The sequence below is a fragment of the Polaromonas sp. C04 genome, assembly GCF_002002705.1.
Taxonomy (GTDB): Bacteria; Pseudomonadota; Gammaproteobacteria; order Burkholderiales; family Burkholderiaceae_C; genus Rhodoferax_A.
The window spans coordinates 449,036-466,398 of sequence record NZ_MUNS01000020.1; the positions used below are offsets into that span (position 1 = coordinate 449,036).

Annotated in this window: 12 protein-coding genes; 11 read left to right on the plus strand and 1 reads right to left on the minus strand. The window is 63.2% G+C overall.

The window, feature by feature from the left end; translation table 11 throughout:
* The first annotated feature begins 19 nt into the window (after positions 1–19).
* From B0E49_RS03385 to B0E49_RS03435, 11 genes are all read left to right on the plus strand, one after another.
* Positions 20–1,204 carry a vWA domain-containing protein gene (locus tag B0E49_RS03385; RefSeq protein ID WP_077560534.1) on the plus strand — a complete coding sequence of 395 codons (1,185 nt, stop codon included), beginning with the start codon at positions 20–22 and terminating at the stop codon, positions 1,202–1,204.
* A gap of 41 nt (positions 1,205–1,245) precedes the next feature.
* Positions 1,246–1,830 carry an SRPBCC family protein gene (locus B0E49_RS03390; RefSeq protein ID WP_077560535.1) on the plus strand — a complete coding sequence of 195 codons (585 nt, stop codon included), beginning with the start codon at positions 1,246–1,248 and terminating at the stop codon, positions 1,828–1,830.
* A gap of 89 nt (positions 1,831–1,919) precedes the next feature.
* Positions 1,920–4,106: a TonB-dependent receptor gene (locus B0E49_RS03395; protein WP_077560536.1), complete on the plus strand. Its 2,187-nt coding sequence runs from the start codon at positions 1,920–1,922 to the stop codon at positions 4,104–4,106.
* Positions 4,107–4,439: 333 nt separating this feature from the next.
* On the plus strand, positions 4,440–6,119 hold the full coding sequence (locus B0E49_RS03400) for a PQQ-dependent dehydrogenase, methanol/ethanol family (protein WP_077560537.1): 1,680 nt from the start codon (positions 4,440–4,442) through the stop codon (positions 6,117–6,119).
* Between the two features lie 16 nt (positions 6,120–6,135).
* Entirely contained in the window at positions 6,136–7,299 is a 1,164-nt protein-coding gene (locus tag B0E49_RS03405) for a c-type cytochrome (RefSeq protein ID WP_077560538.1), read from the plus strand.
* A 107-nt stretch (positions 7,300–7,406) separates the two neighbouring features.
* Positions 7,407–9,602 carry a TonB-dependent receptor family protein gene (locus B0E49_RS03410; RefSeq protein ID WP_286137773.1) on the plus strand — a complete coding sequence of 732 codons (2,196 nt, stop codon included), beginning with the start codon at positions 7,407–7,409 and terminating at the stop codon, positions 9,600–9,602.
* 58 nt (positions 9,603–9,660) lie between these two features.
* Entirely contained in the window at positions 9,661–10,731 is a 1,071-nt protein-coding gene (locus B0E49_RS03415; RefSeq protein WP_077560539.1) for an XdhC family protein, read from the plus strand.
* A 133-nt stretch (positions 10,732–10,864) separates the two neighbouring features.
* Positions 10,865–11,548, plus strand: coding sequence for a response regulator (locus B0E49_RS03420; RefSeq protein WP_077560540.1), 684 nt, complete (start codon positions 10,865–10,867; stop codon positions 11,546–11,548).
* A 187-nt stretch (positions 11,549–11,735) separates the two neighbouring features.
* The gene (locus B0E49_RS03425; protein WP_077560541.1) at positions 11,736–12,017 is read left to right on the plus strand and encodes a hypothetical protein; all 282 of its coding nucleotides are present in this window, start codon (positions 11,736–11,738) and stop codon (positions 12,015–12,017) included.
* Between the two features lie 151 nt (positions 12,018–12,168).
* The gene (locus B0E49_RS03430; RefSeq protein ID WP_077560542.1) at positions 12,169–15,855 is read left to right on the plus strand and encodes a hydantoinase B/oxoprolinase family protein; all 3,687 of its coding nucleotides are present in this window, start codon (positions 12,169–12,171) and stop codon (positions 15,853–15,855) included.
* A gap of 84 nt (positions 15,856–15,939) precedes the next feature.
* Positions 15,940–16,476 (plus strand): DinB family protein, encoded by a 537-nt coding sequence (locus B0E49_RS03435; RefSeq protein WP_077560543.1) that lies wholly within the window; start codon positions 15,940–15,942, stop codon positions 16,474–16,476.
* Here the strand turns inward: B0E49_RS03435 and B0E49_RS03440 are convergent.
* Positions 16,424–17,344 carry a LysR family transcriptional regulator gene (locus tag B0E49_RS03440; RefSeq protein WP_077560544.1) on the minus strand — a complete coding sequence of 307 codons (921 nt, stop codon included), beginning with the start codon at positions 17,342–17,344 and terminating at the stop codon, positions 16,424–16,426. The genes B0E49_RS03435 and B0E49_RS03440 overlap by 53 nt on opposite strands.
* Between the last annotated feature and the right edge of the window lie 19 nt (positions 17,345–17,363).

The window sequence follows — 17,363 nt, forward strand, 5'->3', positions numbered from 1 at the left end:
GCGGTTTGAAGGAGCCTCCATGCAGCTTGGCGACGCACGCACCGGGAAACTCGCCGACAACATCACCGGTTTTGGCCGCGCCTTGCGCCGTGCCGGCGTGCGCGTTGACAGTTCGCGCATCGCGCTGGCGCAGGACGCGGCGCTGGCTGTCGGCGTCGGCGCCAAGGCGGACCTGAGCGCCGCACTGGAGGCCGTGATGATCAGCCGCGAGCAGGACCGGCTGGTATTTCGCGAACTGTTCGATGCGTATTTTCGCAACCCTGAAATAGCCAGGAAGCTGCTGGCGCAATTGCTGCCCAGTGCCGAGGGCTCGGCCGAGCCCAGCAAACGCCGTCCGCGTGTGCGCGAGGCGCTGTCGCCGCAACAGACCTATGGCCACCAGGCCAAACCCAAACAGGAAGACCAGAAGGTGGAGTTCGACGCGGCCATGACGGCCAGCGACCTGCAGCGTCTCAAGCATGCCGACTTCAATGCGCTCTCGGGCACGGAGTACCGGCTGGTCGAGCGACTCGCGCGCGACGTGCGCCTGCCGCTGCCGAACTTTGCCTCGCGCCGCACCTGTCCGGCCGGCTCGGGCGCGCGATTGCACTGGCCCGGCGTCATGCTCCAGGCCTCGCGCACCGGCGGCGAGCTGATGCACCTGCCGCGGCTCAAGCGGCGCGAGCAGCCGCTGCCGCTGCTGGTGCTGGTGGATGTATCGGGCTCGATGGAGCGCTATGCGCGCCTGCTGCTGGCTTTTCTGCATGCGGCCACCCGGCGCCACCCGCGGCGCGACGTGTTTGCGTTTGGCACCCAGCTGACCGACCTGACACCGGCCTTTCGCATTGCCGATACCGACGAAATGCTGGCCGTGGCCAGCGCTGCGATCGAAGACTTTGCCGGCGGCACCCAGCTGGGCGCGTCGCTGGCCAGCCTGCGCCTACATCATGCGCGCCGGCTGGTCGGTCGGCGCACGCTGGTGCTCATCATCACCGACGGACTGGATACCGGCGAGCCGCAGGATCTGGCACCGGAGCTGGCATGGCTGCGCCGCGCCAGCCGCCGGCTGCTCTGGCTCAACCCGCTCTTGCGTTTTGACGGCTATGCGCCCAGCGCGCGCGGTGCCGCAGTGCTGCACGCTTATGCGCACGGCATGCTGGCGGTGCACGATCTGAGCCGTCTGGAAGATCTGGCGGCCAGTCTGGCGGCCTTGATGAAGCGTTGAACAACCCCCCCCAATAACCACCAGAAATCGAGGAAAAAACAATGGACATGCAAGCCAACCGCCAACTGGCCGTGACACAGCAACAGGCCTGGGAGGCGCTGAACGACCCCGTGGTCCTCAAAACCTGTATTCCGGGTTGCGACAAGGTCGAAGCGACGGGCGAGAACCAATATGCCATCGGCCTGGCGCTCAAGATCGGCCCGGTCGCAGCCAAATTTGCCGGAAAGATCAACCTCAGCGACATCAAGCCGCCCAGCAGCTACAACATTGCTTTTGAGGGGCAGGGCGGCGTGGCGGGATTTGGCAAAGGCAACGCCCAGGTCACACTGACGCCCAACGACGCGGGCTGTGACCTGGCCTACGTTGTTCATGCGTCGGTCGGTGGCAAGGTGGCGCAACTGGGGCAGCGCCTGATCGACGGCGCGGCCAAATCCATGGCCGAAGACTTCTTCAAACGCTTCGACGAGGAGATGCAGCGCCGCTTCCCCGAGGCCTATGCTTCAAAAGTGATAGCTGGAAGCCAAGAAGTGGCGCTGGCTACGGGCACAAAAGGCGCGAAGATTCCGGTGTGGGTCTGGGTTGTTGGGGTTGTCGTGGTGGCCGCCCTCATCTGGTGGCTGCGCTAGGGCGCGGCCAAAGGGCGGCCACTACCCTGGCCCTGGCGCTCGGCTGTGCAGTTTGCCAGGCCCAGGGAAACAAGGCGGAGTCCCTCGAGTTGCCCACGGTCACCGTGGTCGGCACCAGTCCCTTGCCGGGACTGGGTGTTCCTCTGGACGATGTGCCGGCCAATGTCCAGATGATCAAGGGCAGTTCGCTCGGCGACCAGCACGACACAAGGGTGACGGATTTTCTGGAGCGCAACGTCACCAGCGTCAACATCAATTCCGAGCAGGGCAATGCGGACCAGCAAAGCGTGACGTTTCGGGGCTTTTATGCTTCACCCATTCTGGGGGTGCCGCAGGGCCTGTCCGTTTTTCAGGACGGGGTTCGCATCAACGAAACCTTTGGCGATGTCGTCAATTGGGATTTGATTCCGCCCACCGCGATCTCCAGCATGCAGTTGATTCCCGGCTCCAATCCGCTGTATGGGTTGAATACGCTCGGTGGGGCGCTGGCCGTCTATACCAAGAGTGGCAAGCAATACCCTGGATTCAGCGCTGGTGCGAGCGTGGGCTCGTTCGGCAGAAAGCAGATGGACGTTGAATACGGTGGCTTCAAGGGCAGCTGGGATTACTTCCTGACCTACAACGCCGCCAACAGTCAAGGCTATGCAACACAGAATGGGAGCCAGGTGCGGCAGTTCTTCGGCAAGGTGGGCTGGCAAGACAGCATGACCGATTTCGATGTGTCGTTGACCCTGGCGGACAACCATTTCACTGGCAACCAAGCCCTGCCATCGAGCATGCTGGATGATCTTCGACAGTCCTACACCTATCCAGACACCAACAGGAATCAATTGTCGTTTTTGACGCTCAAGGGCAGCCACTTTCTCAGTGACGACTGGCTGATTGGCGGCACCGCCTATTACCGCAGTTCGGACAATTCCGGCGCCAACAGCAATACCCAGGGTGGCCCCTACAACACACCGACCTGCGCGACGGATCCGGGGCCTGCAGACGCCAGCGGCAACCCCACCGCTCCCGACGGCAGCAACTGCTCGGGGAGCAACGTGCTTCAGCGTTTGAATCAAAGCACCTACGGACTCGGCCTGCAACTGACATCCACTCAAAAGCTGATGGGTTTCGACAATCAGATGGTTCTCGGTTTCACAGCCGATCTGGGCAGGGGCACGTTCAGCCAGTCGGAGCAGGACGGTTATTTCACCAGCGGCCGCAACACCATCGGTGTTGACGATGCATCGCAGAACGTGCTGTTGAAAACGGCCAACCGCTATTACGGTGTGTTTGTGTCGGACAGCCTGCAACTGAGTCCTAAATGGACGCTGACCGGCTCCGCGCGCTACAACATGGATCGCGTGACGATGGCGGACCAGTTGGGCAGCGCGCTCAATGGCGACCATAGCTTCACCCACCTGAGTCCGGCGCTGGGGTTGAATTTCAAGCCCAACCCGGCCGTGGTGAGTTACATCGGCTACACCGAGGGCATGCGCGTTCCTTCGCCGATCGAGCTGAGTTGCGCCGACCCGCAGGCGCCGTGTTCGCTGCCCAACGCGTTTTCGTCCGACCCGGCGCTCCAGATGGTGGTGACGCACACTTGGGAGATGGGTGCCCGCATCAAGGTGAGTGAGCAAACCCGGCTCCAGGTGGCGGCCTATCAGACCATCTCGGACAACGACATCAACTTCGTCGCCGATGCCAACTCGCCCACTCAGGGGTATTTCGCGAATGTGGGAACGACGCGCCGGCGCGGCATCGAAATATCGTCGCAGAGCACCTTTGATCACTGGAGTCTGCAGACGGCCTACAGCTACACCCAAGCCACTTACCAGAGCGCCTTTACCCTGAACAGTCCGGACAACAGCAGCGCAGATGCCAATGGCGTCATTCAGGTGTCGCCAGGGAACCGCCTGGCCAACGTGCCCAGTCAGTTGTTGAAGGTTCGCGTGGAATATTCGCCCAACGCCACTTGGAAGTTTGGGGCCAGCATGAACTACTCGGGTCCGATCTATTCACGGGGCAATGAAAACAATCTCGATCCGAATGGAAGGGTGGGTGGCTACACGGTTTTCAATCTGGACGCCTCTATGCATGTGAACAAGCAACTGGAAGTGTTTGCGCGCATCAATAACCTGCTGAACCGGCAGTACGCCAACTTCGGCGTGCTGGGTGCCAATTTCTTCTCGGGACCGGGCGACAGCTACAACGCCACGGGCATGCCATCGCAGTTTTTCGGCGTCGGACAACCCATCGGCATTTGGGTCGGGGCGCGCTACAACTTCTAACCCGTTGAGGGCAAGTGCCACGCCATCACGCGCTCTGCAGAGAAGCGATGTTTTGTGTGCCATGACTGCACCATAAGTCGCGTCATTGTCATTACAGTTCAACTACAAAATGTTGCGAATGAAACGCCGTACTTACGCGCGTTTGTTTGGCTATGGAGTCGCGTAGTTATGCGCACGATGGCACTCGCGGTGCGGACAGGATGCGACGTTGTTTCATTTTGAGAATTTGATGAGCGGCCCAATGAAAGCTAGGGTTTAGCCTAGGAACCTCCGAAAAGAACGGTCCAACAATGGCGTCGCCTGACAGGCAGACTCAACCCCAGGAGACCCTTCATGAAAACTCTTTTCCCATCCGTGGCATTCGCCTTGATGCTGGGCATTGCCTCCACCGCCAGTGCCCAGAACTGGCCGGTGTACGGTGGCGATGCCGGCAACACCCGGTTCAGCCAGTCCACCGAGATCAATACCTCGAACGTCAGCAAGCTCAAGGTCAAATGGGCCTTGCAACTAGGCAGCTTGCGCTCGCAGGAGTCGACGCCCATTCTGGTCGGCGACACGCTCTACGTGAGCTCATCGTTTGGTCCCAAGAACACGTTTGCGCTGGACGCCAGGACCGGTCAAATCAAATGGCAATATTCGCCGGATGTTCCAAAGGGGATTGATCAGTACGCCTGCTGCGACGTGGATAACCGTGGTGTGGCTTACAACGACGGAAAGATTTTTGTCGGCCGACTCGATGCCAACGTGGCTGCGCTCGATGCCAAGACCGGCAAGGAACTGTGGGTCACGAAGATCGTCGACTACACCCAGGGCTCGGTCATCACCTCGCCCCCGACGCTGGTCAAGAACCTCGTGATCACCGGCTACGGTGGTGGTGAATACGGCGCGCGTGGCGCTCTGGTGGCACTTGACCAGGCCACCGGCAAGGAGGTGTGGCGCACGTACACCACGCCGCTGCCGGGTGAAAAGAACAGCGACACCTGGAAGGGCGACAGCGGCAAGCTCGGTGGCGGCGCTGCCTGGTTCGTCGGCTCCTACGATCCGAAGTTGAACCTGGTCTATTACGGCACCAGCAACCCCTCGCCATGGGCCGCAATTGTTCGCGGCAATGACAGCTCGGATATCGGCCCCTACACCAACCTTTACACGTCGTCGGTCATTGCACTCAATCCCGAAACCGGCAATATCGTATGGCACTACCAGTTCACGCCGCACGATGCCTGGGACTACGATGGCGTCAACGAGCTGGTCTTTGCCGACCTTCCGGTCCAAGGCAAGAAGACGCCCGTCATCATGACGGCCAACCGCAACGGCTTTTTCTATGTGCTCGACCGTGCCAACGGCAAGCTGATCTCCGCCAAGCAGTTCATTGACGGAGTGAATTGGGCCACCGGCATCGACATGAAAACCGGCATGCCGATCGAGGCGGCGGATAATGCCAAGCGGCCAGGCGCGAAGCGCAAGGCGACAAACATTTGCCCGGCCCTGCTCGGCGGCAAAAACTGGATGCCGATGAGCTACGACCATGTCACTGGTCTGGTCTACATTCCCACCTTGAACATGTGCATGGACGAGGTAGGCGAGGTTGCCAACTACACGCGCGGTGCCTTCTACCTCGGCGTCAACTTCAACATGCACGAAGCCGGGGACAGTGGTTACCTGGGGGGCGTCAAGGCCTGGGATCCGGTCGCGCAGAAGACCGTCTGGTTCAACAAGGACAAACTGCCCTGGGCCGGTGGCATGCTGAGCACGGCAGGCGGCCTGGTCTTCCACGGCGACATCGAGGGATGGTTCAAGGCGCTGGATGCTAAAACTGGCAAGACGCTGTGGAAGTTCAACGCCGGCTCGGGTATTAGCGCCGCGCCGATGACCTACACCCTGGATGGCAAGCAGTACGTCGCCGTCGTGGCCGGCCGCACCGAGTCCATCCCGGCGTTCGCGGCTGCCATCGGCGAGAAAATGGTCGCCGCCAGCCCCGAAGGCGGCGCGCTGTATGTGTTCACGCTGAACTGATTCGGAGAACATACCCATGACAACACGCGGAAAGATCAGGCAATATCTGATCGGTGCTGCGTGTGCCGCCGGCGCGCTGATGGCGCCTGCGGCACACGCGGCAGGGGTGCTGCGGGTGTGCACCGATCCGGACAACCTGCCCTTCAGCAAGGCGGACGGACCCGAGCACGGCCTGTACGTGGAGCTGGCCAATATGGTGGCCCGGCGCATGGGCGATACGGCGCAGTATGTCTGGTGGCTGTCATTCAGCGAGAAGAAGGCGCTGCGCAACACCCTTCTCAATGACAAGTGCGATGCCTACTTTGCCCTGCCGGTGGACCCCGAGTACAAGGCTCCTGGTGTCCAGCGGACGCAGGCCTTTCTCGACATGAGCTACGCCATCGTCGCGCCGACCGAAGACAAGATCAACGGCCTGGCCGACCTCAGGGGCAAGCGCGTCGCCGTATTGAGCGGCTCGGCGCCGCATATTTTGCTGGCCAGCCAGAAGGGCTACACCACCAGCAGTTTCGTCCTCAACGAGGACGCGATGAATGCGCTGGAAAAAGGCGAAGTTGACGCCGCCATTTTGTGGGGCCCGAGCGCCGGCTATGAAAACCTGACGCGGTTCCACAGCCGCTGGCGTGTGACTCCCGTCAGCGGCGAGGGTATGTCCGGGCGGATGGCGGTCGCGGTACGCCGGGGCAACGATGGTCTGGCGGCCGACATCAACCAGGCGCTGATCGACCTGCGGCCCGACATCGTGGCGCTGGCAGACAAATACGGTTTCCCGCGCGGCAAGCCCATACAACTGGCGAGCGCATCGGATGGTTCGCGCAGCATGCAGGGGTCCGGTGCGAACGGGCCTGCCGATTCTCTCGTGCAGGCGAGGGTGGCGCGCGCTGGCTTCATCAAAACTGCCGACACGACGCCGCCGGCCGCTGCCACCGGTGGCGACGCGAAAGCCGGGCGCGAATTCTTCAACAGTACCTGCGCGCATTGCCACAGCACTGATGGGGCCAGCCCTATCAGTGCGCGCGATTTGCGGCGCCTTAAATCACGCTACAAGGACCAGTGGCCTGAGACGGCTGAAACTACCATCAAAAATGGCAGGCCGGATGCCGGCATGCCAACTTGGGGAGGCATTCTCAGCCAAAAGGACATCGATGACATCGTCAGTTTCCTGACGACGATCCAAAAATAGCGCATGGGGCGACGGCAGGTGAGTTCATCGCCCCTCACGCACAAATGGTCGCGCGCGTTTCGATTTCCGTCCGCGTCCGGGTTCCATGAGCGTTTTCTGGAGATCCATTGAAGTGCCAATTTATATTCGTTGATTGCAGTCTGCCGGCTGGGCGTCCGCGGCGGATCGCAGCCGGTCATGCACTGGCTTTCCTGATCGCGTCGGGCTGCACTCTACAAGCGCTGGGACAAACCGCATCAGAACCGGCTGGTGAACCTTCCCTCAGTCCGGTGGTGGTAACGGTGACACATGGCGTGGAGCAATCTGCATTCGATGCGCCGGCTTCGGTGGATGTCATTGACGCATCAACCATTCGAAATGCGGGGCCAGAGGTCAATCTGTCCGAGGCGCTGGTCCGGGTTCCCGGCGTGGTTGCGCAAAATCGCCAGAACTATGCGCAGGACATTCAGATTTCGTCGCGGGGATTTGGCGCGCGTTCTACCTTCGGTGTTCGGGGCCTGAGACTCTACGCCGACGGCATCCCTGCGAGCTTCCCGGACGGGCAAGGGCAGGTGTCGAATTTCGATCTGGCGTCTGCGTCCAGGATCGAAGTTTTGCGCGGGCCATTTTCGGTTCTTTACGGCAACTCTTCTGGCGGCGTGATCAGCCTGTTTACCGCCGACGGCGGCCCGCAAACTATTGCCGACATATCCACCACTTGGGGTAGCAACGGCGTGCAGCGCACTGGTGTGAAATTGAGTGGCACGGAAGGTGCGCTGCAGTACAACATCAGCGCCGCCAAGTTCGGTACGGATGGTTATCGCGAGCACAGCGCTGCGACCCGGGAAAATTTCAACGGCAAATTGAGATACACCGTCAGCGATGACACCCACTGGACATTCGTGCTCAATAACGTGAACATGCCCGGTGTTCAGGACCCGCTCGGGCTGACGCGAGCGGAAATGCTCGCCAATCCGCGCCAGGCGACGCCCAGTGCCTACACATTCAATACGCGCAAATCGGTGAGCCAGCTTCAAGGCGGTATCGTGTTTGATCAACGCTTGGGTGCTGGGCAGTCGTTCCAGATTACCACCTACTACGGCACGCGCAGTACCGAGCAGTTCCAGTCGATTCCCGTGGCGACCCAGGCATCGTTAACACAGCCGGGCGGCGTGATCGATTTGAGCAGCCGCTACCAGGGACTGGACGCACGCTGGATTGATAAATCCCGGTTGCTGGGCAAGCCGTTGACACTGACAGCTGGCGTGTCGACGGATCAGCTGAGCCAGGCGAGACTTGGTTTCCAAAACTTTGTTGGCACCACACTCGGAGTGCAGGGAGCCCTGCGACGTGACGAGCTCGATACGGTTAACGCGTTCGATCAATACGTGCAGGGGCAATGGGAAGTGGCTGAGCGATGGAGTGTTTCTGCAGGCTTGCGTCATTCGCGCGTGTCGTTCGGCTCGCAAGACCGCTACATTGTTGTCGGTAACGGCGACGACAGCGGCTCCGTCAGCTATCAGGCCACAACGCCAGCACTCGGTGTGGTGTTCCATGTCACCGACGCCTTGAACCTCTACGCGTCAGCGGGGCGCGGTTTTGAGACGCCAACCCTTAATGAATTGGCCTATCGTGCCGATGGGGGGACGGGCCTGAATTTTGACTTGCAGAGCGCAACCAGCCGGCAATGGGAAGTCGGGATGAAAACCGAGTTCATTTCGAACTGGCGCTTGAATGCGGCCTATTTCCGGGCGAATACGGCCAATGAGACGGTGGTGCTGAGTAACTTTGGTGGCCGCAGCACCTACCAAAATGCCGGGATGACCCAGCGCGACGGCATTGAGGCCGCGCTGTCCGGACACTGGGGTAAGGGCTGGTCGACGTATCTGGCCGCGACGTATCTGAATGCTACATACGGCAGTAGTTTCCTGACTTGCGTCGCCGCACCGTGCACCACACCGAACACGCTGATTGCCGCGGGAAACCGGATCCCCGGCATTCCCCGCGCCAGCCTTTTTGGTGAGCTGGCCTGGCAGCACCCGGCCTGGGGTCTGGAAACTGCTCTGGAATGGCGTCACGTGGGGAAAATCTATGTGGATGATCGCAACAGCGACGCCGCGTCGCAGGTGAGTCTGATTAACTTGAGGGCGTCGCTGACGCAGAAATTGGGCCACTGGGCAGTCAGGGAATTTGTTCGCGTCGACAATCTAACCAATCGCAACTATTCGGGCTCGGTCATTGTCAATGAAGGTACCAGCCGCTTCTTCGAACCTGCACCGGGCCGCAACTGGCTGGCTGGTTTGGGCGCAGCATATACGTTCTAGGCAGTGCTTCGAACACGCCGCCGTCTGGGCGGTCTGAATTTGATGAAAGGGGAATGGTATGGAAAACCTCGATGTGATGGTGCTGCGCACCCTGCGCGACTGGCGCACGTCCGGCAAGCGCGCCTTGCTGGCCACTGTGGTGCGCACCTGGGGCTCCTCGCCGCGGCCCGTGGGCTCGATCATGGCGCTGTGCGAAGACGGCCTGGTCGTGGGCTCTGTGTCGGGCGGCTGCATCGAAGACGACCTGATCTATCGCCACACGCAGGCTTATTCAGGCAAGGATTCGGGCAACCAGATTCCCATGGGCGCGCCCGGTTTCGTCAAATACGGTGTCACGGCCGACGAGGCGCACCGCTTCGGCCTGCCCTGCGGCGGCACGCTCGAGTTGCTGCTGGAATACGACCCGGACGCCGCCAGCCTGTCCACGCTGGTCAACGCCCTGGACGCGGGCCAGTCGATGCAGCGTACCGTGCGCCTCGCTGACGGCAGCGTGTCGCTCACGCCGGCCACGGCGCCGGCAGAACTGGACTTGTCGCAGACCGAACTGGTGAATACCTTTGGCCCCGAGTACCGCATGCTGGTGATCGGCGCGGGCCAGTTGAGTGAATATCTCGCGACCATGGCCCTGTTCAGTGGCTTTGCCGTGACGGTGTGCGATCCGCGCGAAGAATACCGCAGTGGCTGGTCGGTGGCCGGCGCCAAGGTGGTCAGCGAGATGCCCGACGACGTGGTGGCGGCCTTCAGGGCGGATCGGCGCAGCTGTGTCGTGGCCCTCACGCACGACCCCAAGCTGGACGACCTCGCGCTGCTGGAGGCGCTCAAGACCGACGCCTTCTACGTGGGTGCCATTGGTTCGCGCCGCAACAACAGCGCGCGCAAGCAGCGCATGATCGAGCACTTCGAGCAGACCGAGGCCAGCCTGGCGCGCCTGCGCGGGCCGATCGGCATCTACATCGGCAGCAAGACGCCGCCGGAAATTGCGGTCAGCGTGATGGCCGAAATCCTCGCCGTCAAAAACGGCGTCACCTTGCCGCGCGACATGGACGTGGCCCGGGCCAAGGACGAGCTTGCCATCGTCGCCAACGATCCCGGCGAGCTGGTGTGCGCCATGCCGCGCAGCTACGCTTGAGCGTGCGCGCGACTGCGTAACAAAGTGCATACGAACATACCGGCCGCACCTTAACGGAATAGACTGACTCCTGCCCATCGGCCCCGTTCCCGTCACGTGGGCGCCCGGCCGACCGTGGATCGAGGGGTGCCAATTGAATCCGAATGATCACGTCCGCGTACTGATCGTCGACGACGAGGCGCAATCTTTGCAGCGGTGCAGTGCTGCCGTGCTGGCCGACCCGAGCCTGCGCCTGATCGGGGCGGTGACCAGCGGCGCTGCTGCCATCGCGCTGCTGGATCATTGCCCGCCCGATGTGATGCTGATCGATCCGGGCCTGCCCGACATGCTCGGCATCGAAGTGATCCGCCACGCAGTCAGGCACTGTCCGAACACGCATGTTCTGGTGGTGGCCGCGTCGGCGGGTGCCGGCCATGTGCTGGCCTGTGTTGAGGCGGGCGCGACGGGTTACCTGCTCAAGGATGTACCGGCGCCGCGCATCTGCGTCAGTATTCATGAGCTGCACGACGGCGGCGCATCGATCGGCCCCGGCATGGCCCGCCATGTTCTCGCGTGCTTCCCGCAGACTCCGGCTCCGGCGGCACCTGTGGCCCCGGTGAATGGGGCCGTACGCAACGGAAGTCCCGTGTTGCTGTCGCAGCGCGAGTCGGACATCCTGCGACTCGTGGCCAAGGGCATGGCCTTCGCCGAGGTTGGTGCGCTGCTCTCCATCTCGCCGCATACGGTGGTGACGCACGTGAAGAAAATCTACCGCAAGCTGGCAGTTCATTCGCGCGGGGAGGCCGTTTTCGAGGCCAGCCAGATGGGGCTGCTGTAAGGGCGCGCGCGTGCGCCCCGGGCGGCGCTGTGCCTGTCGCTGGTCGCTGGTTGCATACCGTGTTCGCGTGATTCTCCCTTTGCCGAAACACCTGTTTGCGGTATTGGAGCGGGCGGCGCAGCTTTCTATATTGACTGATCCATACCATGGCCGTGGCGCAAAGCGGCGCCTGCAAGGAGGAGTCAGTATGAATCACCATTCCGGCCGTTCCCTGCCATCGCACCGAAAAGGCGGGGGTTTTGGGCGCTGGGCGAGCCTTGTGCTGGGGCTGGCGCTGGCCATCATCGGATTGCTGCTGGTGGGCGGGCGGGCTGGCGGCAGCGGCCGGCTGCTCGACGACATCACCACGCCGGCTGGGGTGCCTTTGCCGGCCAGCTATGCCGGCAGCCGCGACCCGTCAGTCCCGGCGGCTGAAACCGTGCATTTCACCGCGCAAGACAGCGATACCGCGCCCGTTGCCACTTTCTGATTAACCGGTCCTGCTGCGCGCGCCGTGGAGCGCGCGGGTCATCAAAGATGCGGCCGTCCGCATGCCCGCAAGGTTAGGCTGCGCGCCATCATTTTTTCCGAAACAATGGTGAAATGCGGCAACGCATGGGATAAGGGCAAACTCCCACACCATGACCCCTGATGCTTCCCTTCGCTGGCAGTTCTGGATCGACCGTGGCGGCACGTTCACGGATGTGGTGGGGCGGCGCCCCCATGCAGATGGCAGCTTCTCGCTGGTGACGCACAAGCTGCTGTCCGACAACCCCGAGCAGTACCGCGACGCGGCGGTGGCAGGCATCCGCCATCTGCTGGGCCTGCGGACCGGCGAGCCGGTCACGCCGGCGCAGGTGGCGTGCGTGAAGATGGGCACCACGGTCGCGACCAACGCGCTGCTCGAGCGCAAGGGCGAGCCCACGCTCTTGGTGACCACGCGCGGCTTTCGCGATGCGTTGCGCATCGCCTACCAGAACCGGCCGCGCCTGTTCGATCGCCACATCCTGCTGCCCGAGCTGCTGTACAGCGCGGTGGTCGAGGCGTCGGAGCGTGTCGGCGCGCACGGCGAGGTGATTGCGCCCCTCGACGAGGCGCTATTGAAACAGGAGCTTCTTGCCCAATACCGGCGAGGGCTGCGCAGTGTTTCGATCGTATTTATGCACGGCTACCGCTACACCGGCCACGAGAAGGCCGCGAGCCGGATCGCCGCCGAGGTGGGTTTCACGCAGATCAGTACCTCGCATGAAACCAGTCCGATGATGAAGCTGGTCAGCCGCGGCGACACGACCGTGGTGGATGCTTATCTGTCACCCATCCTGCGCCGCTACGTGGACCAGGTGCAGGCCGAGATGCCGGGCGTGCGGCTGTTCTTCATGCAGTCGTCGGGCGGCCTCGCCGATGCGCACGCCTTTCAGGGCAAGGATGCTATTTTGAGCGGCCCGGCGGGCGGCATCGTCGGCATGGCACGCACCGCGCAACTGGCCGGCATCGGGCGCGTGATCGGCTTCGACATGGGCGGCACCTCCACCGACGTGAGTCACTTCGCGGGCGAGTTCGAGCGCGAGTTCGAGACCCAGGTGGCGGGCGTGCGCGTGCGCGCGCCGATGATGAGTATCCATACGGTGGCGGCCGGGGGCGGCTCGATTCTGGCCTTCGACGGCGCGCGCTTTCGTGTCGGCCCCGAGAGCGCCGGCGCGAATCCGGGCCCGGCCAGCTACCGGCGCGGCGGGCCGCTGGCGGTGACCGACGCGAATGTGATGCTCGGCAAGCTCCAGCCGCGCTACTTCCCCCGGGTGTTCGGCCACCAGGCCAACGAGGCGCTGGATGCGGACGTGGTGACCGCGAAGTTCGCGGCGCTGGCGCAGCAGACCGGCCGCACGGCGGAGGATGTGGCCGAGGGCTTCATCCACATTGCCGTGCAGCAGATGGCCAACGCCATCAAGAAAATCTCGGTGGCGCGCGGCTACGACGTGACGCGCTACACCCTGCAGTGCTTCGGCGGCGCCGGCGGTCAGCATGCCTGCCTGGTGGCTGATGCACTGGGCATGACGCGCGTCTTTGTGCACCCGCTGGCCGGCGTGCTGTCGGCCTACGGCATGGGGCTGGCCGACCAGAACGTGATTCGCGAGCAGGCGGTAGAGATCAAACTGACCGACACCGCCTTGCTGGAAATCGCCGCCCGGCTGGACGCCCTGGCGGCGACGGCCGAGGCCGAGCTGGCGCGCCAGGACGTCGGCCACGGTGGCACCACCACGCACCGGCGCGTGCATGTGCGCTACGAGGGCAGCGACGCCGCGCTGATCGTTCCGTGGCCCGCTCCCTCCCCCTCTGGGGGAGGGCAGGGATGGGGGCGCGCTGCTGCCGCCATCACGGCCGCTTTCGAAGCCGCCTACCGCCAGCGTTTTTCGTTCCTGATGCAGGGCAAGGGCCTGGTGGTCGAAGCGGTCTCGGTGGAGGCGGTGGCGGCGGCCGATGCGCCGTCCGAGCCGCGCCTGGCCCTGCAGGAGGCGCGCGAGGTGCCGCGCAGGGAAACTGTGCGCCTGTACTCGGCGGGCCAGTGGCATGATGCGGCCCTGGTGGTGCGCGAAGATCTGCGCCCGGGCGACGTGATTCAGGGGCCGGCCATCATCGCCGAGCAGAACGCCACCACCGTGGTGGAGCCCGGCTGGGCCGCGGCCTTGACAGAGTTGAACCATCTGCTTTTGGAGCGGCGTGTGCCGCGCGCCATCACGTTCGCGGCAGGTACGCACGCGGACCCGGTGTTGTTGGAGGTCTTCAACAACCTATTCATGAATATCGCCGAGCAGATGGGCCTGCAGCTGCAAAACACGGCCTACTCGGTGAACATCAAGGAGCGGCTGGACTTCAGCTGCGCGCTGTTCGACTTTGATGGCAACCTGATCGCCAACGCGCCGCACATGCCGGTGCATCTGGGCTCGATGGGCGAGAGCATCAAGACCGTGATCCGCGAGAACGCGGGGGCCATGCAGCCGGGCAATGTGTACGTGCTCAACGATCCGTACCACGGCGGCACGCATCTGCCCGACATCACCGTGATCACGCCGGTGTATTTACCAGCTGCGGGCGGGACCGACACGCTGCGCCCGCTGTTCTACGTCGGTTCGCGCGGGCATCACGCCGACATCGGCGGCATCACGCCGGGATCGATGCCGCCGTTCTCCACCACGATCGAGGAAGAGGGCGTGCAGATCAACAACTTCCTGCTGGTCGAGCGCGGCGTCTTGCGCGAGGCCGAACTGCTGGCGCTGCTGGGCCGTGGCAAATATCCTTCGAGAAATCCGCAGCAGAACCTGGCCGACCTCAAGGCGCAGATCGCGGCCAACGAAAAGGGCGTGCAGGAATTGCGCAAGATGGTCGAGCACTTCGGGCTGGAGGTGGTGCAGGCCTACATGCGCCATGTGCAGGACAACGCCGAGGAGTCGGTGCGGCGGGTCATCACGCGGCTGCGCGACGGCAGCTTCACGTTGCTGCTGGACAACGGCGCGCAGATCAGCGTGGCAATCCGCGTCAATGCGGCCGAGCGCAGCGCCGAGATCGACTTCACCGGTACCTCAAAGCAGCAGGCCAACAACTTCAACGCACCCACGGCGGTGTGCATGGCAGCGGTGCTGTACGTGTTCCGCACGCTGGTGGACGACGACATTCCGCTCAACGCCGGCTGCCTCAAGCCACTAGCGGTCATCATCCCGCCCGGCTCCATGCTCAACCCGAACCCGCCGGCCTCGGTGGTGGCGGGCAATGTGGAGACCTCGACCTGCATCACCAACGCGCTGTTCGGTGCCTTGGGCGTGATGGCGTCCAGTCAGCCGACCATGAACAACTTCACCTTTGGCAACGCGCGGCACCAGTACTACGAGACCATTTCGGGCGGCAGTGGTGCGGGCGGCGAGTTCGACGCCGGCGGCGCGCTGGTGGGTGGTTTCGACGGCACCAGCGTCGTGCAAACCCACATGACCAACTCGCGCCTGACCGATCCCGAGGTGCTGGAGTTCCGCTTTCCGGTGCGGCTGCTGAGCTATGAGATCCGCCGGGGTTCCGGCGGCGCAGGGCGCTGGCGCGGCGGCGACGGTGGCGTGCGGCGCGTGCAATTCCTGGAGGCCATGACGGCCAGCATCCTGTCGAACGGACGGGTGCATCCGGCCTTCGGCATGGCGGGCGGGCAGCCGGGGCAGGTCGGCCTCAACCGCGTGCTGCGTGGCGATGGCGCGGTGGAGGAACTGGCGCACATCGGCCAGGCCGAGATGCGGCCCGGCGATGTGTTCGAGATTCACACGCCGGGCGGTGGCGGGTTCGGCAGCGCATGAAACGGCGCACCTCCTGGTTGTGCATCAAATGTGACTGTACCCCTTGTCCGGCATGCGCTATATGCTATCAATTAAGGAGTTTCGATGATGACGAACGCCTTTTCAGATAACTACCGTTTTCTGGCGCGCTACAACCGCTGGTTCAACGGGCGGCTGTACGACGCCTGCGAAAAACTTGACGATGTGGAGCGCAAGCGCGACCGCGGCGCCTTCTTCGGCTCCATCCACCATACGCTCACTCATCTGGTGCTGGCCGACAAGATGTGGCTGCAGCGCTTTGCGCGCCAGGGCGTGGCTTTCGAGGCGTTCCCGCCCGAGCTGCTGACCCTGCCAGAAGGCTCGGACTACACCAGCGATTTGCATCCGCATTGGCACGATCTCAAACACACGCGCGAGGCGCTGGACGCCGCCATCGAAGCCTGGGTCGCCGAAATGCCCGATGACTTTTTGACGCGCACCATGCGCTACAGCAACACCAAGGGCGTGCAGCGCGCGCATCCGATGTGGCAGGCCATGACTCACTTCTTCAACCACCAGACGCACCACCGCGGGCAGGTGACCACCTTGCTTATGCAGGCCGGCGTGGACGTGGGGGTGACGGACTTGATTGCGCTTGTGTAGCGCGGAACACGTCCAGCAGCGCAGGCAATGCCGTCGGCAGGCGCCGCTCCTGCCAGACGCAATAGACCTCGGAGCGGTACTTGGAGGCACTCAAGGGCACGAACCGCACGCCGGCGATGCCGGCCTCGCGCAGCGCATTCGGAACCACGGCGATGCCCACGCCCTTGGCGACCAGTGAGATCACACTCAGCCAGTGACGCACTTCGTGCTTGACCAGCGGTTGCAAACCCTGCTCGGCGCACAGGGCGAGGATGCGCTCAAAGTAGTCAGGGGAGGCGCCGCGCGAGAACAGGATGAACGCGTCGCTGGACAGTTCGCGCAGTTCAACGCTGGCCTGGCGCGCGGCCGGATGGGACTGGGGCAGGCAGCAGACAAAGGGCTCGGACATGTACATGAAGCGCTTCATGTCGGCCGGGATGCGGCTGGTGTGGACAAAGCCGACGTCGAGTTGCCGGCGTCCGATTGCCTCCACCTGCTCGGCCGAGTTCAACTCGGTCAACTGGACCTGGACCAGCGGATGGGCTTCCTGAAAGCTGCGCAGCCGCTCGGGCAGGCCGCGGTAAATCATCGACCCCACAAAGCCCACCCGCAGCTTGCTGGTGGTGCCCGCCGCCACCTGCCGCGCCAGGGTTTGCGCCTGCTCGGCCTCGGCCAGTAGCCGCAGCGCCGATTCGCGAAAGCTGTCGCCCGCCGGCGTCAGCTTGACGCCCTTGCTGCTGCGCTCGAACAGCGCAACACCCAGTGACGCCTCCAGCTGCTTGATGTTGAAGCTCAGCGGTGGCTGCGTCATGGCCAGGCGCTGGGCGGCCCGGCCAAAGTGCAGCTCATCGGCCAGCACGACAAAGTAACGCAGGTGTCGAAGTTCCATCGTGATTCAAGATTTGTAT